The following is a 16,404-nucleotide window of genomic DNA, read 5'->3' as shown; positions in this document are numbered from 1 at the left end:
GCCCGCCGCAGGCGCAACGGCGAGACGACCCGCGCCGCCGCAGACAGCTACGTGCGGGGCGCCGCAAAGCGCAACGGCGAGCAAGCCCCGCGGCGGGACAGCCAAGTACGTGGGCGCCTACGCTCAACCCGTGCGAAAGCGTTCGAGAAATCGGCTGTGGTTGCTGTTGCCCTACGCCCTCTTCCTTGCGGTGCTGCCGGTGGTCAACCGTGTGGCGCCGACCGTGCTGGGGCTGCCGTTCCTGTTCTTCTGGATGCTGGTGGCGACGCTCGCCACCCCGTCGGCCGTGTGGCTGGCGCGGCGCGGTGACCGGGCGCGGGGCCGGGGCGGGGAGGGGGTGTGAACGCAATGGGGAACGCGACCGTTTCCACGGGCCTGTTCGGTGGGTTCATGGTCGTCACCGTCGCGCTCGGGCTGCTGGCCGTCCGGGGCCGGGGCTCCGGCGGCGGGCTCGCGGAGTGGTCGGTGGGCGGCCGGAGTCTGGGGACCGTGTTCATCTGGGTGCTGATGGCCGGTGAGAGTTACACCAGCTTCAGTTACCTCGGTGCGGCCGGCTGGGGGTACAACTTCGGGGCGCCGGTGCTGTACGTGGTGGCCTATATGTCCTGCGGCTATGCGCTGGGCTACGTGGTCGGGCCGATGCTGTGGGGCTACGCCCGCCGGCACGGGCTCGTCGGGATCACCGACATCGTCGCCCACCGCTACCGGCGGCCCTGGCTGGGGGCCGCGGTGGCCGTGCTCGCGACGGTGTGCCTGTTGCCGTACATCCAGCTGCAGATCACCGGCATGGGCGTGGTCGTCTCGACCATCTCGTACGGGACGATCAGCCTCAACTGGGCCTATTTTCTCGGGTTCGCGGTGACCTGCGGGTTCGTCGTGGTCAGCGGGCTGCGGGGCAGTGCCTGGGTGTCGGTGCTCAAGGACGTTCTTGTCATCGGCACGCTTGGGTTTCTGGTGGTGTATGTGCCGTTGCATTATTTCGGTGGTTACGGGGATTTTCTGCACCGGGTCACGGCCGAGAAGGCGGAGTGGCTGACGTTCCCGGGGCACGCCTCGGGCGGGCTGGGGCAGGTCTGGTTCGTCACCACCACCGTCGTCAACTCCCTCACCGTGGTGGTCTTCCCGACGACCGTGGCCGGCTATCTCGGTGCCCGCAACGCCGAGGCGCTGCGCCGCAACGCGATGTACCTGCCCTTCTACAACGTGCTGTTGTTCGTGCCGATGCTGCTGGGGCTGGCGGCGCTGTTCGTGGTGCCGGGGCTGACCGGCGCGGACTCCAATCTGGCGTTGTTCAAGCTGGTGGTGGACTCCCTTCCGGCTTGGGCCGTGGGCCTGATCGGGGTGGCCGCTGCGCTCTCCTCCATCGTGCCGATGGCCGTGTTCATGCTGGTCATCGGCACGATGTGGGGGAGGAGCGTGCTGGGGGCGGTACCGCGCCTGGCCAACCGGCAGAAGCTGTGGTCGCAGGTGGTCGTGGTGGCGGCGGGTGCGCTGGCCCTGGTCCTCACATACACCGCCCCGAACACCCTGGTCCGGCTGTCGCTGATCTCGTACGAGGGCATGGCGCAGCTCGTGCCGATGTTGCTGCTGGGGCTGGTGTGGCGGCGGCTGACGTGGCTCGCCGCGGTGAGCGGCCTGGTGGCGGGGTTCGCTCTGGTCTGTGTCCTGGTCTTCGGGGGACACGACCCGGTGTGGGGGATGAACGCGGGGCTGGTCGGGCTCGCGGTGAATCTGGTGGTGGCGCTGGCGGTCACCTGGCTGGGGCCGCGGGAGGCGGACGACCGGCCGGACGCCGAGGTGCTGGCGGTGGAGGACGAGTTGCCGGAGGGGGAGGACGAAGCGGTCAGGGCGTCGTCGTGAGCTTCTTGCCGTCCTTGGAGACCGCGAACCACAGGCCCATCTTGCCCTGGCCGTTGATGTCACCGGGCTGCTTGTCGCCGGTGAAGGTGTAGACGGGCCAGCAGTCGACGGCCAGCTGGCGGATGCCGTCGGGGCGGGTGACGGTGGAGATGAGCTTGGGGGCGATGCCCTTCAGCTTGGAGCGGTCGGCGGGCTTGGCGGGCTTCCAGGTGTCCAGGCAGGCGTCGTTGCAGCCGAACTTCATCGGCCAGGCGCTGTCCTTGTTGAAGCGGTAGAGGGTCATGCCGTCGCCGTCGACGAGGATCTGGCCGAGCTCGGGCTGGTTGAGCACCGAGACGTCCGCGGGTTCCTGGGCGACCGCCTTCTTGCCCTCGGCGGTCAGCGCGTTCCAGGTGCCGCCGACGCCCTGGCCCTTGGTGTCGCCGGCCTTGGTGTCCTTGGCGTAGCGGTAGGCGGGCCAGCCGCCGATGGTCAGCTGTTTGGTGCCGTCGGCGCGGGTGACCGAGCCCAGTGCGCTCTTGGCGATGCCGGCGGGGGCCGAGGAGCCGTCGGCCGGCACCGGTGGCCAGGTGGTGGCGCAGGAGCCGGAGCAGTTGGACTTCGGCGGTTCGGCGGTGTCCTTGTCGAAGCGGTAGAGCGTCATGCCCTTGGAGTCGGTGACGACCGGGCCGAGCTTGGCGTCCTGGTGCAGCGCGAGCGTGCCGGCGCTCGGGCCGGTCTGTGCGGACTTGCCGCTGTCCCCGCCCGCCTGCCCGCCGTATCCGTCGTCGCCCTGTCCGGAGCCGGAGGAGCCGTAGCCGTATTGGCTGGTGCCCTGGCCGGCGGGCTGGACGTTGTCGGTGGTGGTCGTTCCGGCGCTCTGGTTGTCGCTGCTGCCGCAGGCGGCGGTGAGCGCCAGGGTGGCGACCGCGGCGGCCGCGAGTCCCGCACGACGTCGAGTGATCATGGTGTCTCCAATGCCGTTGGGCGAAGTCGATGGGTTCAGGTGGTGCGTTGCTTGCCGGTCGGTTGCCGTCGCACGGGGATACGGCAACCGGGGTGCCCGGCGTTCAGGCCGCACGAAGTTTTTCTCCGGCGGCCAAAAACCGTGCGGGAACGGTCAGTTGCCGCCCTGGACGCGCAGGGCGAGGGCCGGGCAGCGGCGTACCGCGAGCTGCGCCCGGCGCCGCATCCGGGCCGGCAGCGGCATGCTGGCCCGCTCCGGGTAGCCGTCCGGGCCGAGCTTGATGACGCCCGGCACGACGTCGGCGCACAGCCCGTGGCCGCGGCACAGCGTCCAGTCGACCAGCAGCCGTTCCTGCGGCGGGGCGGCCGGCTTGACCTGGGCGGGCACCGGGGCGGGCAGCGCGGCGGGCGCCGGCCGGTGCCCGGTGACCGGCAGCGCTCCGGTCACCGGGCGGCCGCACCCGAACCCCCGCGCATGGCGCTCGAACTCCTCGGGGAAGGCGGCGAGGGCCGAGGCCACGAACCGCGCGGTGCCGTCCGGGTGGCTGCATGCGCCGCGCTTCTCGACCGCCCGCATGCGGCCCTGCACGGCTTCCAGGGCGGCCTCGCCGCCGCCCCGTACGGCCAGGTCGAGCTGGTCGGCGAGGGCCGGCAGGCCCAGGACGCACGGGCCGCACTGCCCGGCGGACTCGGCGGCCATCCACTGCGCGACCCGTACCGTCTCCCCGGCGGGGCAGGTGTCGTACGGCAGCGGCAGTACCGCGCCGGCGCCGAGGACGGCGTTGCAGCCGGCCAGCGAGTCGCGGGACAGCGTGACGGTCTGCGCGTCCGTGGGGGAGACGAACGTGCCGTGGTAGCCGCCGATCAGCACGCCCTGCCCCTGGTCCATCCCGCACAGTGCCAGGACCCGGGCCAGCGGCACCCCGTAGGGGACCTCCACCACCCGGTTGCCGGCGACGGTCAGCAGCAGGGTGCCCGGCTCCGTGGGCAGGCCCGCGGTCCGGTAGCCGAGGGCGCCGAGCCGGGCGGCCACGGCGAGCTGGGCGTAGGTCTCGGTGTTCGACAGCAGCGTCGGTACGCCGTTCAGCCCGCGCTCGCTGGAGCGGATCTTGCGCCCCGAGGGCAGTCCGGGCCCGCCGCCCAGCCCGTTGGTCATCGCGCTGCCCTCGCCGGTGACGAACCGCTCGGTCAGCAGGGTGACCCGTAAGGCCGGCCGCACCGGGCCCCGTTCGGCGATCGCCCGCCGCACCGAGTCCTCCACGTCCGTGCGGGTCACCCCCAGGGCGACCTCCTGGGCGCCGAGCGCGTCGGCGGCCAGCAGCGCGCCGTCCAGCACCAGATGCGGGGCGTGCAGCAGCAGCGCGGTGTCCTTGAGGCAACTCGGCTCGCCTTCACTGCCGTTGACGACCACCGCGGCCTTGCCCTCGGCGCGCCGCATCCCGTCCAGCACCGCGGACACCTTGCGGGCGAACGGGAAGCCGGCGCCGCCGCGGCCGCGCAGGTCGATGTCCTCGGCGAGCGCCACCAGTTCCTGCGCGGTGAGCTGCGGCAGGCTGCCGTGCCGGGCCAGATGCGCCACCCGGTCCATGCGCGGCATCTCGTCGAGCCCGGCCAGCAGCCGTGGCGGGCCGAACGACGCCAGCGTCGGTACGGGCTCCGGCGCGGTCAGCGCCGGCAGCAGACGGGTGGGGGCGGGGGCGGTCATGGAAGGTCTCCTGAGTTCGTGCGTGCATCGCGCAGCCGCAGGGCCAGCCGTACGGCCACCGCGGCGAGACAGACGGCGTATCCGGCCAGGGCCCAGCCGGCGGCGGCGCGGCCCGACTTCAGGCCGTGCACCAGTGCCAGGCCCCACGCCAGGTAGGCGCTCATGTGCAGCGCACGCCACCAGCGGGAGGCCGCGATGCCGGTGAACGCGCCGCGGACCGCGCCGGTCACCGCGACGGCGACGAACACGTAGGCGGCGAGCGTGCCCAGGCCGATGAGGACCGGGCGGGCGCCGTCGGTGAAGGGGACCGCGACGGACACCCCTGTGGTGTGGCCCTCGGCGACCTTGACCCAGATGTGCAGGCCGAGGAAGCCGAGTCCGGCGACGCCGGTGCCGCGGTGCACGGCCTGGGCGAGCAGCCGGTGGCCGGTCTGCAGCACCATGCGGTCGGTGGCCGCCAGGCCCCACAGCACCGTCACCGACAGCGAGACCAGCGCGAGGACGCCCGCGCCGAAGTCGAGGAAGCGCACCAGGGTGTCCATCGCGCCGGAGTGCAGGGTGACGGCGATGAAGAGCAGCAGCGCGGCCGGAAGTGCGGGGCGCAGCAAGGCGGTCGGGGTGGGGCCGCCGGGCGCACGGCGGCCCGGCGGCCCGGGTTCTTTGGGGGGCCGCCGGGCGCGTGTGCGGTCCGGCGAGGGCCGGGCGCGGTGTGCTGCCCGGCGGCTCTGGCGGGTCTGCAAACGCGGTGCGGACATCGGACCTCCCGGTGTCGGGGCACGGGTGCGGGACGCGAATTCCGGTGAAATTCCGTCGGCGGGGTATTTGCCCGAAGCTATTGCGGGGCTTTTGTGCGGGTGACCCCCGGTAACACTAAACATTCCGTAACCGGGTGGATACACAGGGCCGTAAACCGGATGTGCAAAAGCATCTACGAGCCCGTTCAGGCTTTCGTAAGGTTTATCGCGCTGTGACAAATTCCTGCAGCGGCGTCGCGGTCGCGCCGGGGGACTCCGGATGATGCCCAGTCAGGCGCACGGGGGCGCCTTTCCCAGTCCAACCCCCCATCCCCGCCAGGATCGAGGTAGCTGATGTGTGATCTCCTGAACCGCATCTGGTCGCGTCCCCGAGGCGAGTGGACCCGGGTAGTCAGAAATGCACTCCCGGGCCTCGCCGAGGAGGTCGTCGCGGAGTTGCAACGCGGATTTCCCGCATTGGCGTCACTTCTCGGCGATACCCCCGTAGAGGACGCACAATGGGCCTTGGAACAAGCGCTGCTGACAGTTCTGGGTTACCAAAAAGAGTCGGAAAGTAAACGTCCGGCCGTGTCATCGGTCGTCACGCCGATGCCGGTCGCCCGGGCCCGCCAGGACCTCTTCGAGGTGCTCGCCGGCCAACGTGAGATGCCCGAGGAGGGGTTGGGAGAGCTGGCCCGCGCGGCCGGCTGGCCGGTCCCGGACACCCTCCAGGCCGTCGTCCTCGCCACCCCGGCCGAGGCGCCCCAACTCGCCGCCGCACTGGGCCATGCACTCATCGGCACGGTCGACGGCTACACCTGTCTCTTCGTTCCGGACCCGGCCACCCAGACCCGGGCCCGGCTGGAGGCCGCGCTCAAGGGGCGGCCCGCCGCGGTCGGTCACGCCGTACCCGCGACCGACACCGCCTCCTCCCTGCGCTGGGCCCGCTATCTGCTGACGCTGGGCCCCGGCCGGGTCGGGCCGGAGTCCCGCCCCGCCTTCGTCGACGACCACCTCTCCGCCCTGCTGCTCCTCCAGGACGAGTCCCTCGCCGACGCACTGACCTCCCGCTGGCTCGGCCCGCTGGAGGAACTGACGCCCCGGCAGAGCGAACGCCTGGAAGTCACCCTGCTCGCCTGGCTGGAGGGCGGCGGTGCCCCGGAGGCGGCGAAACTGCTGCATGTCCACCCGCAGACGGTCCGCTACCGGCTCCGTCAGATCGAGAAGCTCTTCGGCCCGGTCCTGCGTGACCCCCGCACCCGCTTCGAGCTCGAAATGGCGCTCCGCAGCCGCCGCCTGATGGCCCATGTCCGCTCCTACCGGGCACGCGCCGGCCGCCGTGCCCGGGCCGTCGCCTCCTCGATACGGCCCCTGGGCATGGCCCGGGAGGCCCGGGTGAACGGCCTCTGACCCGACCGGTTCTCCTCTCCCCGCACCATCCGGCCCACCGCCCCGTCCCTGCGCAGGGACGGGGCGGTGGGCCGCTGTGTCGGGGTCACCCCCGCGCCGGCCCCGCGAAGATGCGGTCCAGCTGGTGGCGGAGGACCGTGGTGGCCGAGTCGGGGGTGCGGTGGCCGACCAGGATGCTGGTGCCGAGGCCCGCGGAGAGGGCCAGGAGGCTGCTCGCCTCCAGGCGGGGGTCCAGGCCGGGGGTGGTGAGGCCGGCCGCGGACGCCTGGCGGAGCAGGTCGGTCAGGACGTCCTCCGCGGCGCCGGGGTGCTGGAGGAACGGCTGGGCGGCGAGGGCCGGTTCGGTCACCGACAGCACCGCGTACGAGGTGTAGACGAGGTGGAAGGTGCGGCTCTCCTCGTCGGTGGGCAGGGACGTCAGGAGCAGGGATTCCACGGTGGCGCGCGGTCCGGGGGCGGCGTCGGCGGACTGTGCCCGGGCGGTGACGCGTTCGCCGAAGCGGACGGCGAGGTGCTGGAGTCCGTACAGCAGCAGCTTCTCCTTGGTCTCGAAGTAGTACTGCACCAGCCGCAGGGAGACGCCCGCCTCGGCCGCGACGTCCCGCATGCCGACGGCGTGCAGTCCGCGCCGCCCGGCGACCCGGACGAGGGCCTCGGCGATCTGGGTGCGCCGTTCTGCGTGGTCCACGCGTTTGGGCATCGGGCGTGTCTCCGCTCGTCGTTTCCGCCGGTGGGCCCGGCCGTCAATTTTGATGATACCGCTGTACCAACATCGTGGTACGGTCGTATCACGAAAACAGACGCCCCTGGAGGTGACCGTGTCCCCGTCCACCACCCGTAGCCGGGCCGATATCGGCCGCTATGTGAACGACGCCCTGCGCGACCGCTACTTCGCGGCCTGCGATGCGGTCTACGCCCTCGGTGCGCCCCTCCGTGAAGAGACCGACGTGGAGACCTCCTACGGGACCACGCGCGTCTACCGCTACGGTCCGGCGGACCCCGCCGCGGCGCGCCGCACGCCCGTCGTCCTGATGCACGGCTCGGGCAGCTGCTCCGCCATGTGGTACCCGAACACCCCCGCGCTCAGCGCCGAGCGCACGGTCTACGCGATCGACACCCCGGGCGACCCGGGCCGCAGCGTGCACCGCGCACCCCTGTGGCGGCCCGAGGACGCCGCGCAATGGCTGGACGAGACGCTGGCCGCGCTCGACCTGGACCGGGTGCACCTGGTCGGGTCCTCCTACGGCGGATGGCTGGTCCTGAACCAGGTGCACCGCTCGCCCGGCCGGCTCGCCTCGGTCACACCGCTGGACCCGGGTGGCCTGGAGAAGGTGGGGCTGCGCTTCTTCGTCTGGATCTTCATCAGCCTCTTCGCGACCTCCGCGCCGCGCGCGCTGCGCCCCGCGCTGGCGAAATGGCTGGAGCAGCCGGTGCTGATCGTGCCGGAACTGCGCGCGATGATCAGGGCGGGCGTCCGTGCCTTCCGCATCCGCCGCCCGGCCCCGCTGCCGCTGACCGAGGACGAACTGCGCACCATTCGCACCCCGTTGTACCTGGTGCTGGGCAAGCGGAGCCTGCTGCTGCACCCGAAGCGGCAGGTCGAACGGGTACCGCGGCTGATCCCCGGGGCCCGCGCCGAGATCGTCTCCGCCACCGGTCACGGACCGCAGATCGATCACGCCGACCTGGTCAACGAGCGGATGCTGGCGTTCATGGACTCGGTGGACCGTGCGGACGACCGGCGGAACGCGTCTTCTAACATGGCGGGATGAGCGACCACACGTCCGACGACAGCAGTTCCGACCCCACCTCGGGCGGTGGGTCCTCGCACGGGGGGAGCCTGCCGTCGTGGGACACGCTCGTCCGCGCGGCGCGGTGGGAGACGCTGGCGATCCTGTTGCTGCTGATCGTGCTGGCCTTCGTCTTCGCCTGAGGGCGGCCGGTGCACGTGCGAGGGCCCCGGGGCGGACAGCCGCCCCGGGGCCCTCGCACATCAGCGGATCAGCGGCATTCGCGGCCGCCGTTGATGCAGGAGACCGCCTTGTTCATCAAGTCGTCCGACATCACGTTGATGAAGTCGCCGTGGTCGGTGACGGGTTTGTGCAGCTGCTCGGGGAAGCTGTCGACGGCGAAGCTGTTGCCCTGCGGAACGTCGTAGGTGATCCGCTCGACCAGTTGCGGGATCGCCCGGAAGTTGTTGGGGCAGTTGCCGTCCCGGTCGGAGAACGCCACGTGGTCGCGGTGGTTGCCGCTGTCGATGTCGCGGCCGTCCCAGCAGTTCTGGAACGCGAAGGTGCGGACGACCTGCGAACCGTTGGGGCACAGCGGGTACTTGTCCTTGAGCTGGCGGTCCTCGAAACCGGTGCAGGACCAGGAGGCGTTGGCGTTCTTCGTGCCGTTGGTGAACGCCTTCGCGTCGCCGGTGATGATGCGCAGGAAGCGGGGCATGGCCTCGACCTGGCCGGCCTGGCTGCCCCGGTAGGTGAGGGTCACCGTCGCCGGCGTGATCACCGATCCGACGTTGGCGTCCTGCGCGGCCCCCGGCTTCTGCTCGGCGTTCCCGTCGAGCTTGCGCAGCACCGGCCAGTAGTAGGTGGACTGGTCGCCGTTGGTGCAGGTGGTGTCGGAGGCGGCGAGGGAATCGTTGTTGGAGAAGGCGTCGGTGGTCTTGTTGCCGACGTAGTCGTGGGTGTGGTGGGCGCCGTTGCTGACGCCCGGCGTGACGATGACGTTGTCGGGGTTGAAGTGGCCCTCCTCGTTGCGGCCGCACTCGGTGGTGAAGGTGCCGGTCGTGGCGTTGCCGCCGCGGGGCGCGGCGAACGGCGGGTCACCGGCGTTCGGCTGGACGGCGGTGATGTCGACGAAGTCGTCGGGGGAGGGCCCGCCGGGCCGGCCCTGCTGGTCACCGTTCTGGCCCTGCTGCTGGCCGCCGTCCTGACCGGGCTGCTGGCTCTGCTGCTGACCGCCGTCCTGGCCCGGCTGCTGGCTCTGCTGCCCGCCGCCGTCCTGGGGCTGGGGCTGCTGCCCCTGGTACCAGCCGTCCCGGGTGGACTTCGTCGAGTCGAAGCCGCCGGTGCCCGCCCCCTCGTCGGCGGGCTTCATGGTGCAGCCGCTCATCTTCCACAGGTACGACGGCCGCTTGGCGTCCCGGGCGATGGCGGTGATCATCGTGCCGATGGTCCGCTGCCGCTGCTGCTTGAGCTGGGTCAGGACGGTGCTGCCGCTGCCCCCCATCATCCGGTGGTAGGCGTCGTGCACCTGCCGGTCGAGCGTGGCCAGGCCCTTGGAGACCTGCAGCTGGGCGCTGTGCGGGACCTGGCGCAGCTTTATCCCCACGTCCGGACAGGAGATCGTGCTGGCCAGGACGGTGTGCTGATGGCCGGCCGCCGGCTGGGAGGAGTCGTTGCTGCCGGCCAGTGCCGTGGTCGCGACCGCTGCGAGGCCGCCGCCGCCCAGCAGGAGCGCGGCCGCGGCGACCAGCATTCTGTTCGTCAGGCGGGAGCGTTTATGGGACTGCTGGCGCTGCTGCCGTGGGCGGTGCCCTTGCCGTTGCGTCATGAGATCACTTCGCTTCGTCCGGTGTGAGGGGTGGGGTGGATGCGCCTTGGGGGTCGGCCGGCCGGCGTGCGCCCCGGCTGCCGTCCGCCGCGGCCGGGCACGGCCCGCCGCTGGACGGCTCAGCTGCTGTGCAGGGTGTTGAAGTCGACCTGGCCGGTGTTCTCCAGGACCGTGATGTGGTCCAGCACGGTGGAGTTGGCCTTGTTCGCCAGCGAGCGCACCATCGTGTTGCGGGTCTGGTCGCGGACCATCGCGATCAGCCCGAAGACCTTGCCGTGCGACCGGCGCAACAGCTCGGCGAAGAGGCGCGGGTACTCGGCGTCCGAGGCGGAGTTCAACTGCCCCAGCCAGCCCTGCTGTTCGGCGGAGGGCTGGTTGGGCAGCGGGATGCCCAGGGCGCGCCCGGCCTCCACCGACCGCCGGTCCAGCTCGGTGTGGCCGGCCACGAGGTGGTCGCCCGCGGTACGCACCGCCGCCGTCCTGCCGCGTTCCTGGGCCTGCCGGCCCGCGGGCATCTCCCACAGCCCGGCCAGCCTGACCTTGCGTACGAAGTCCCGGTCCATGGCGGTCAGCGGGCCGTACCGGGTGTTGACCGTGCCGCCGCCGTCATCGTCGTACGAGACCGTGTTCGTCGCCGCCGACGCGCTCTCCCCGAAGAGCTGCACGGGCAGCAGCAGCGCCGCGAGCGTGGCCACGAGCGCGGCGACCACCAGCCCCGTGGCGATGGACCGCCCGGATGCTGCGGAATTGCTGAGGATCGACCGCACGGAGCGCCTCCCGGTTCGTCCCTACGGGAATGGACTGGAATGCCACCGGACGCTAGGCCGCGCACCGGGTCCGTGGACGCGGGTTCTCACCCCTGGACAAATTACGGCCGGGCCCGCCGCGACACTGCTACGGTGCCGCGGGCGGGCCCGGCCGGGACGGTGCGTGGGCGGGCAGGCGTGTGCCCGGCGTGCGGACCGGGGCCGTGCGCACCGCCCACCGCCGGGGACCGCGTCCTTGGCGTGCGTCCGTCAGCGCGCGTACAGGCCCGCCGCCGCCCACCGGCGGCGTTCCCTGCGGGTCTCCGGCTCCTGGCGCTCGCCCTGGGCGTACAGGGCGTCGATCTCCGCCGCGTAGGCCCGTACGATCGCCGCCCGGCGCAGCTTCATCGAGGGCGTCACCAGGCCGGACTGCTGGCTGAACTCGCCCGGCAGGATGCGGAAGGCGCGGATCGACTCGGCGCGGGACACCGAGGCGTTGGCGCGCGCCACGGCCCGCCGTACCTCCGCCTGCAACTGCTCCTCCGGCGACGGCCCCGAGGCCGCACCGCCGCCCGTACCGCCCTCCTCCGGCTCGCCGCGCAGCTTCCGCCACTGCGCCAGCGCCTCCGGATCGAGGGTGATCAGCGCCGTCACGTACGGCCGGTTGTCGCCGACGACCACGCACTGCGAGATCAGCGGATGGGCACACAGCCGGTGCTCCAGTCCCTGCGGAGCAACGCTCTTGCCGTTGCTGGTGATGATGATGTCCTTCTTGCGGCCGGTGATGACCAGATAGCCGTCGTCGTCCAGGTGCCCGAGGTCACCGGTCGGCAGCCAGCCGTCGTACAGCCCGCTGCCGGGACCGTGGCCACTGCCGGGACCGTGGCCGCTGCCGGGGCCGTGGGCGGCGCCGGGACCGTGGGCGGCGCCGGGGAACGGGCCGTTGCCCGGGCCCGCGCCGCGCCGGTGCCTGCCGTTCGGCCCGGCCCCGGGCCCGGCGCCGGCCCCGGCGCCGATAACGTCGCTTCCGCCCCCGCCCCGCTCCCGATCCCTGTCGTCCTCCCCGTCGTCCAGATAGCCCGCGAACACCACCGGCCCGCGCACCCACACCTCGCCGTCCAGCGCCAGATGGATCGCGCTGCCGGGCAGCGGGAGGCCCACCGTCCCGAAGCGGACCCGGCCCGGCGGCTGGGCGGTGATCGCCCCGCTGGTCTCCGTCAGGCCGTACCCGTCGTAGACCGTGATGCCGATGCCGGCGAAGAGCAGCCCCAGCTCCCGCAGCAGCGGCGAACCGCCGGACACCGCGGTCCGCACCCGGCCGCCCAGCAGGGCCCGGATACGGGAGTACACCAGCCGCTCGTAGAGCGCGTGCCGGGCCCGCAGGAACGGATCGGGGCCGCGCCCGGTGCCCCGGGCCTCCGCGGCCTGCGCCTCCGCGTACCGCACCGCGACGGTCATCGCCGCGTCGAACATCCGCCGCCGGCCGGCCCGTTCGGCGGCGAGCCGGGCGCGGGCGCAGATCTTCTCGAAGACGTGCGGCACCGCGAACAGGAACGTCGGCCGGAACGACGCGAGGGCCGGCAGCAGCTCCTCCGTGGACGGGTCGGGCTGATGGGCGAGCTTGACCCCGCCGCGCAGGCACGCGACCTGCACCACGAGCCCGTAGACGTGCGCGAACGGCAGGAACGCCAGCAGCGACGGGCGTTCGCCGGGCGGGGCCAGCAGCCCGCCCCAGCCCGCGTAGAGGGTGTCGCACTCGGCGGCGAGATTGGCGTGCGTGATCACGCAGCCGCGCGGACGCCCGGTGGTGCCCGAGGTGTGCACGATCGCCGCGGTCGAACCGGGTGCGACGGCATGCCGCAGACGGTGCACATCGGCCTCGGGCAGCCGGGTGCCCTCCTCCATCAGCCGCTGCACGCAGTCCAGGTCCAGCTGCCACAGCCGGCGCAGCCGCGAGCGCGCGTCGCACGCCTCCGCCACGGTCATGGCGTGCGCCTCGTGCTCGACGACGATCGCGGTGACGTCCGCCCCGTTCAGGATGCAGCGAAGCTGCTCGGCCGACGCGGTCGGATAGACCGGCACCAGCTCCCCGCCGATCGCCCACAGCGCATAGCTGAACAGCGTCCACTCGTAACGGGTCCGGGACATCAGCGCGACCCGCGCCCCGGGCCGGAGCCCGTCCGCCAACAGCCCCCTGGCCAGGGCCATCACCTCGTCCCGGAACTCCCCTGCGGTCACCTCCAGCCAGCCGTCCGGCGCCCGGTCGTCGCGCCGCGCCAGCTGGGCGAAGTCCGGCTGGTGCGCGGCGGTGTCGAAGACGGAGTCGGCGAGACCGCCGGTCCGTAGCGGAGCCGCCAGGGCCGGAACGCTGATGTCGCGCACAGCACCTCCTAGGTGTTCCCCCTTGGTCCCCGGTCCCCCCTCCCGGTCCACCGCCGTCCCGACGGCAGGGAGGGCAAGTTACCCACAGGTGTCCCGGCTGCCCAGGTCTCCGGCTACTCTTGAGCGGAAGACGACAAGTCCTGGTAAGCGGGTAGGCGGAAGGAGGCGCAGCATGTACCGGCTCGTCGAAGCATGGCGGCTGTACACCTCCGCGATCCTCTTCCTCCTCGTCGGCCTCCTCCTCACCCAGACGGGCCTGTCGACGGCCCTGGCCGCGGCCGCGACCACCGCCGCGCTGCTGCTGCTGTGCAGCGCCTTCCTGATCGCGTCCTGCGCACAGCCGGTGCCACCGGGCCGGATCCGTACGGCGATCCGCGACCGCGAGCGGCGAACGGCGTTCCTGCCCCAACGCGACCCCGACGCGGCCGGCCGCCCGCGCCCCCGAGCACCGGGCCACACCCTCCCGACGGCCGCGTAGACGCAGAGGCAGGCAACTCCGCACTTCTCAGGGCGGATACCGCACTCTTCAGGGCGGATCCCGTATTCCTCAGTGCGGCTACCGCATTCTTCAGGGCGTGGGCTTCCCTCTCCCTTTGCCCGCGTCTGCGCAGCTCGTCACGCCGACATCCGGTTCCGGCACGACGAGACCCGTGGAGGGCTCACCCATGTCCATGTTCGGCTTCCTCGGCGATGCGCTCGGGCGCGGCGCCGCAGTACTCGATCCGCTCTTCGGCGACGCGGCCGTGGCCGCCACCATCGTCCTGTTCACCCTCGCGGTACGCGCCGCACTGCATCCGCTCGCCCGCGCCGCGGCCCGCGGCGAGAAGGCCCGCGCGGCCCTCGCCCCCCAACTCGCCGCCCTCCAGCGCACACACAAGAACGACCCCGAGCGGCTGCAGAAGGCGATGGCCGACCTGTACGCCAAGACCGGCGCCTCGCCACTGGCCGGCTGCCTGCCGTCGCTGCTCCAACTGCCCGTGTTCTTCGTGATGTACCACCTCTTCTCCACCGGGGGCGGCGGTCTGCTCGACCACACGCTGCTGGGCGCACCGCTCGGCGGCCACTGGAGCGAGGCCCTGGCGGCCGGCGGCCCCTTCGGCCCGCAGGGCCTGGTCTACCTCGCGCTGTTCGTACTGATCGCGGCCGTCGCGACCTGGAACTACCGACGTGCCCGCGCCACCACGGCCCAGGCCCCGGCCCCGGCCCCGTCCCCGGACCGATCGGTTCCCGGTATGGCCTCGTTGGCGAAGCTGATGCCGCTGCTGTCGTTCGGCACGCTGATCACGGTGGCGGTGGTCCCGCTGGCCGCCGGCCTGTACATGGTGACGACCACGACCTGGACGGCCTGCGAACGGGCGCTGCTGAAGCGGGACAAGGGGGACAAGGAGCCCGAGGGGACGAAGGGACCTGAGGGAAAGAAGGGGTCTGAGGGGACGAGGGGGGCGTCGGCTGCGGAGGAAGGGGACGCGGCCGCTGCGAACAAGCCAGCGATCAGCCCCGCCTCCGGTACGCCGTCCCTCGCCGCCACTTCCCCTCGGCGCGGAGTGCAGCAGCGCGGACCTCAGCAGCGCGCACCGAAGAGCCGTGCGGCACGGCAGCGGGCGGCCCGGGCAAGGGCCAACGCGCAGGCGCGCACCCGGGCCGACGCGCAGACGCGGCGCCCCCTGTCCGCCGATGCCCAGGCGAGGACCCGGTGCGCCTCGGGTGGCGACTCGGGCAGCGGCGCGAGCGGCGACGCGAGCGCCGGCGGGGCCATCATTACTACCGCTCAGTAACGGTCCAGTCCGTGAACGGGGTCTTGCGGACTGGACCCCGTTCTCGGAGGATCAACCAAATCGCTCGATGGCCGTCCCCCATCGGCCGGCCCGGAGGACCCCTTCCAGGGCCGACCTTCGACCACGGGAGTTGAACCGATGAAGCTGCTGCGTGTCGGAACGGTGGGGGCGGAACGCCCGGCGCTGCTCGACGAGCAAGGAGTCCTGCGGGACCTGTCGGGACTGGTGCCGGACATCGACGGAACGCTGCTCGCGGACGACGAGAAACTCGCCCGGATCCGCGCCGCCGCGGCCGCCGGCGACCTGCCCGCGCTGGATGCCGCGGGGCTGCGCACCGGTCCGCCGGTGGCCCGGATCGGCAAGATCGTGTGCATCGGGCTGAACTACCACGACCACGCCCGCGAGACCGGCGCCCCGACCCCCGAGGAGCCGATCATCTTCATGAAGGCCCCGGACACGGTCGTCGGGCCGGACGACACGGTGCTCGTCCCGCGCGGCAGCGTGAAGACGGACTGGGAGGTGGAGCTGGCGGTCGTCATCGGCCGTACCGCCCGCTATCTGGAGACCGACGAGCAGGCGCTGGCGGCGGTGGCCGGTTACGCGGTGGCGCACGACGTCTCGGAGCGCGCCTTCCAGATCGAGCGCGGCGGCCAGTGGGACAAGGGCAAGAACTGCGAGACGTTCAACCCGCTGGGCCCGTGGCTGGTGACCGCCGACGAGGTACCCGACCCGCAGGCCCTCGGCATCCGGCTGTGGGTCAACGGCGAACTGAAGCAGGACGGCACGACCGCGGAGCAGATCTTCCCGGTCGCCGAAGTGGTCCGCTACGTCAGCCAGTTCATGACCCTGTACCCGGGCGACGTCATCAACACCGGCACCCCGGCCGGCGTCGCCATGGGCCAGCCCGAACCGAAGCCGTACCTCAAGCCCGGCGACGTCGTCGAGCTGGAGATCGACGGCTTGGGCCGCCAACGCACGCAGCTGAAGGCTGCGTAGTCCCCACGTACCTGGCTGTCCCTCCGTCGGGGTTGCTCGTCGTTGCGCTTTGCGGCGCCTCCCACGTACTTGGCCGTCGCGCCGTTCCGCTGCGCTTTGCGGTGCCTCCCACGTACTTGGCTGTCCCGCCGCGGGGCTTGTTCGCCGTTGCGCTTTGCGGCGCCCCGCACGTAGCTGTCTGCGGCGGCGCGGGTCGTCTCGCCGTTGCGCCTGCGGCGGGCTGGGTTGTTGTTGGGTGCGGTGACGGGCCTCCGGGGCCTTGTTCGTGGACTGCTGACGCTTTACGTCCACGA

Annotated in this window: 15 protein-coding genes; 8 read left to right on the top strand and 7 right to left on the bottom strand. The window is 72.2% G+C overall.

Translation table 11 applies throughout. The features are described 5' to 3' along the window. Window positions 1-130 precede the first annotated feature (130 nt). Both ACGF4C_RS38935 and ACGF4C_RS38930 read left to right on the top strand, forming a co-directional pair. Window positions 131-343 (top strand): DUF3311 domain-containing protein, encoded by a 213-nt coding sequence (locus ACGF4C_RS38935; protein WP_393573346.1) that lies wholly within the window; start codon window positions 131-133, stop codon window positions 341-343. A 5-nt stretch (window positions 344-348) separates the two neighbouring features. Beyond that, window positions 349-1,860: a sodium:solute symporter gene (locus ACGF4C_RS38930; protein ID WP_393573350.1), complete on the top strand. Its 1,512-nt coding sequence runs from the start codon at window positions 349-351 to the stop codon at window positions 1,858-1,860. Here ACGF4C_RS38930 and ACGF4C_RS38925 read toward each other — a convergent pair. The 3 genes from ACGF4C_RS38925 to ACGF4C_RS38915 form a co-directional block, all read right to left on the bottom strand. Next, complete coding sequence (locus ACGF4C_RS38925; protein WP_393573344.1) at window positions 1,844-2,806, bottom strand: SCO0930 family lipoprotein; 963 nt, start codon at window positions 2,804-2,806, stop codon at window positions 1,844-1,846. The genes ACGF4C_RS38930 and ACGF4C_RS38925 overlap by 17 nt on opposite strands. Window positions 2,807-2,959: 153 nt before the next feature. Continuing rightward, the gene (locus tag ACGF4C_RS38920) at window positions 2,960-4,510 is read right to left on the bottom strand and encodes an NADH-ubiquinone oxidoreductase-F iron-sulfur binding region domain-containing protein (protein ID WP_393573342.1); all 1,551 of its coding nucleotides are present in this window, start codon (window positions 4,508-4,510) and stop codon (window positions 2,960-2,962) included. Further along, window positions 4,507-5,265 carry a hypothetical protein gene (locus ACGF4C_RS38915; protein WP_393573340.1) on the bottom strand — a complete coding sequence of 253 codons (759 nt, stop codon included), beginning with the start codon at window positions 5,263-5,265 and terminating at the stop codon, window positions 4,507-4,509. Before ACGF4C_RS38915 ends, ACGF4C_RS38920 begins: the two co-directional genes overlap by 4 nt. A 567-nt stretch (window positions 5,266-5,832) precedes the next feature. Here ACGF4C_RS38915 and ACGF4C_RS38910 point away from each other — a divergent pair. Further along, window positions 5,833-6,654 (top strand): CdaR family transcriptional regulator, encoded by an 822-nt coding sequence (locus ACGF4C_RS38910; protein ID WP_234442318.1) that lies wholly within the window; start codon window positions 5,833-5,835, stop codon window positions 6,652-6,654. Between the two features lie 85 nt (window positions 6,655-6,739). Here ACGF4C_RS38910 and ACGF4C_RS38905 read toward each other — a convergent pair whose 3' ends face one another. Beyond that, entirely contained in the window at window positions 6,740-7,354 is a 615-nt protein-coding gene (locus ACGF4C_RS38905; RefSeq protein WP_393573337.1) for a TetR/AcrR family transcriptional regulator, read from the bottom strand. A 112-nt stretch (window positions 7,355-7,466) separates the two neighbouring features. On the opposite strand from ACGF4C_RS38905, the gene ACGF4C_RS38900 reads away from it, so the two are divergent. Both ACGF4C_RS38900 and ACGF4C_RS38895 read left to right on the top strand, forming a co-directional pair. Next, window positions 7,467-8,426, top strand: a complete 960-nt coding sequence (locus tag ACGF4C_RS38900; RefSeq protein ID WP_393573335.1) for an alpha/beta fold hydrolase — start codon at window positions 7,467-7,469, stop codon at window positions 8,424-8,426. After that, entirely contained in the window at window positions 8,423-8,587 is a 165-nt protein-coding gene (locus tag ACGF4C_RS38895) for a hypothetical protein (RefSeq protein ID WP_393573333.1), read from the top strand. The genes ACGF4C_RS38900 and ACGF4C_RS38895 overlap by 4 nt, the downstream gene beginning before the upstream one ends. A 68-nt stretch (window positions 8,588-8,655) precedes the next feature. Here ACGF4C_RS38895 and ACGF4C_RS38890 read toward each other — a convergent pair whose 3' ends face one another. The 3 genes from ACGF4C_RS38890 to ACGF4C_RS38880 form a co-directional block, all read right to left on the bottom strand. Then, window positions 8,656-10,137: a DUF1996 domain-containing protein gene (locus ACGF4C_RS38890; protein WP_393573348.1), complete on the bottom strand. Its 1,482-nt coding sequence runs from the start codon at window positions 10,135-10,137 to the stop codon at window positions 8,656-8,658. A 194-nt stretch (window positions 10,138-10,331) separates the two neighbouring features. Further along, a complete protein-coding gene (locus ACGF4C_RS38885; protein WP_393573331.1) occupies window positions 10,332-10,979 on the bottom strand; it encodes a DUF4142 domain-containing protein in 648 nt (215 codons plus the stop codon). A 249-nt stretch (window positions 10,980-11,228) separates the two neighbouring features. Beyond that, the gene (locus tag ACGF4C_RS38880; protein WP_393573329.1) at window positions 11,229-13,340 is read right to left on the bottom strand and encodes an AMP-dependent synthetase/ligase; all 2,112 of its coding nucleotides are present in this window, start codon (window positions 13,338-13,340) and stop codon (window positions 11,229-11,231) included. A gap of 172 nt (window positions 13,341-13,512) precedes the next feature. Here ACGF4C_RS38880 and ACGF4C_RS38875 point away from each other — a divergent pair, with 172 nt between their 5' ends. The 3 genes from ACGF4C_RS38875 (at window position 13,513) to ACGF4C_RS38865 (ending at window position 16,111) form a co-directional block, all read left to right on the top strand. Next, window positions 13,513-13,818 (top strand): DUF6412 domain-containing protein, encoded by a 306-nt coding sequence (locus ACGF4C_RS38875; protein WP_393573327.1) that lies wholly within the window; start codon window positions 13,513-13,515, stop codon window positions 13,816-13,818. A gap of 187 nt (window positions 13,819-14,005) precedes the next feature. After that, window positions 14,006-15,115 (top strand): YidC/Oxa1 family membrane protein insertase, encoded by a 1,110-nt coding sequence (locus tag ACGF4C_RS38870; protein WP_393573325.1) that lies wholly within the window; start codon window positions 14,006-14,008, stop codon window positions 15,113-15,115. Window positions 15,116-15,253: 138 nt separating this feature from the next. Next, the gene (locus tag ACGF4C_RS38865; RefSeq protein ID WP_393573323.1) at window positions 15,254-16,111 is read left to right on the top strand and encodes a fumarylacetoacetate hydrolase family protein; all 858 of its coding nucleotides are present in this window, start codon (window positions 15,254-15,256) and stop codon (window positions 16,109-16,111) included. Window positions 16,112-16,404: the final 293 nt, after the last annotated feature.

The organism is Streptomyces sp. NPDC048197 (genome assembly GCF_043202395.1).
GTDB lineage: Bacteria > Actinomycetota > Actinomycetes > Streptomycetales > Streptomycetaceae > Streptomyces > Streptomyces siderophoricus.
Note: the sequence above shows the minus strand (reverse complement) of the source record. Positions and strands in the feature narration are given on the sequence as shown.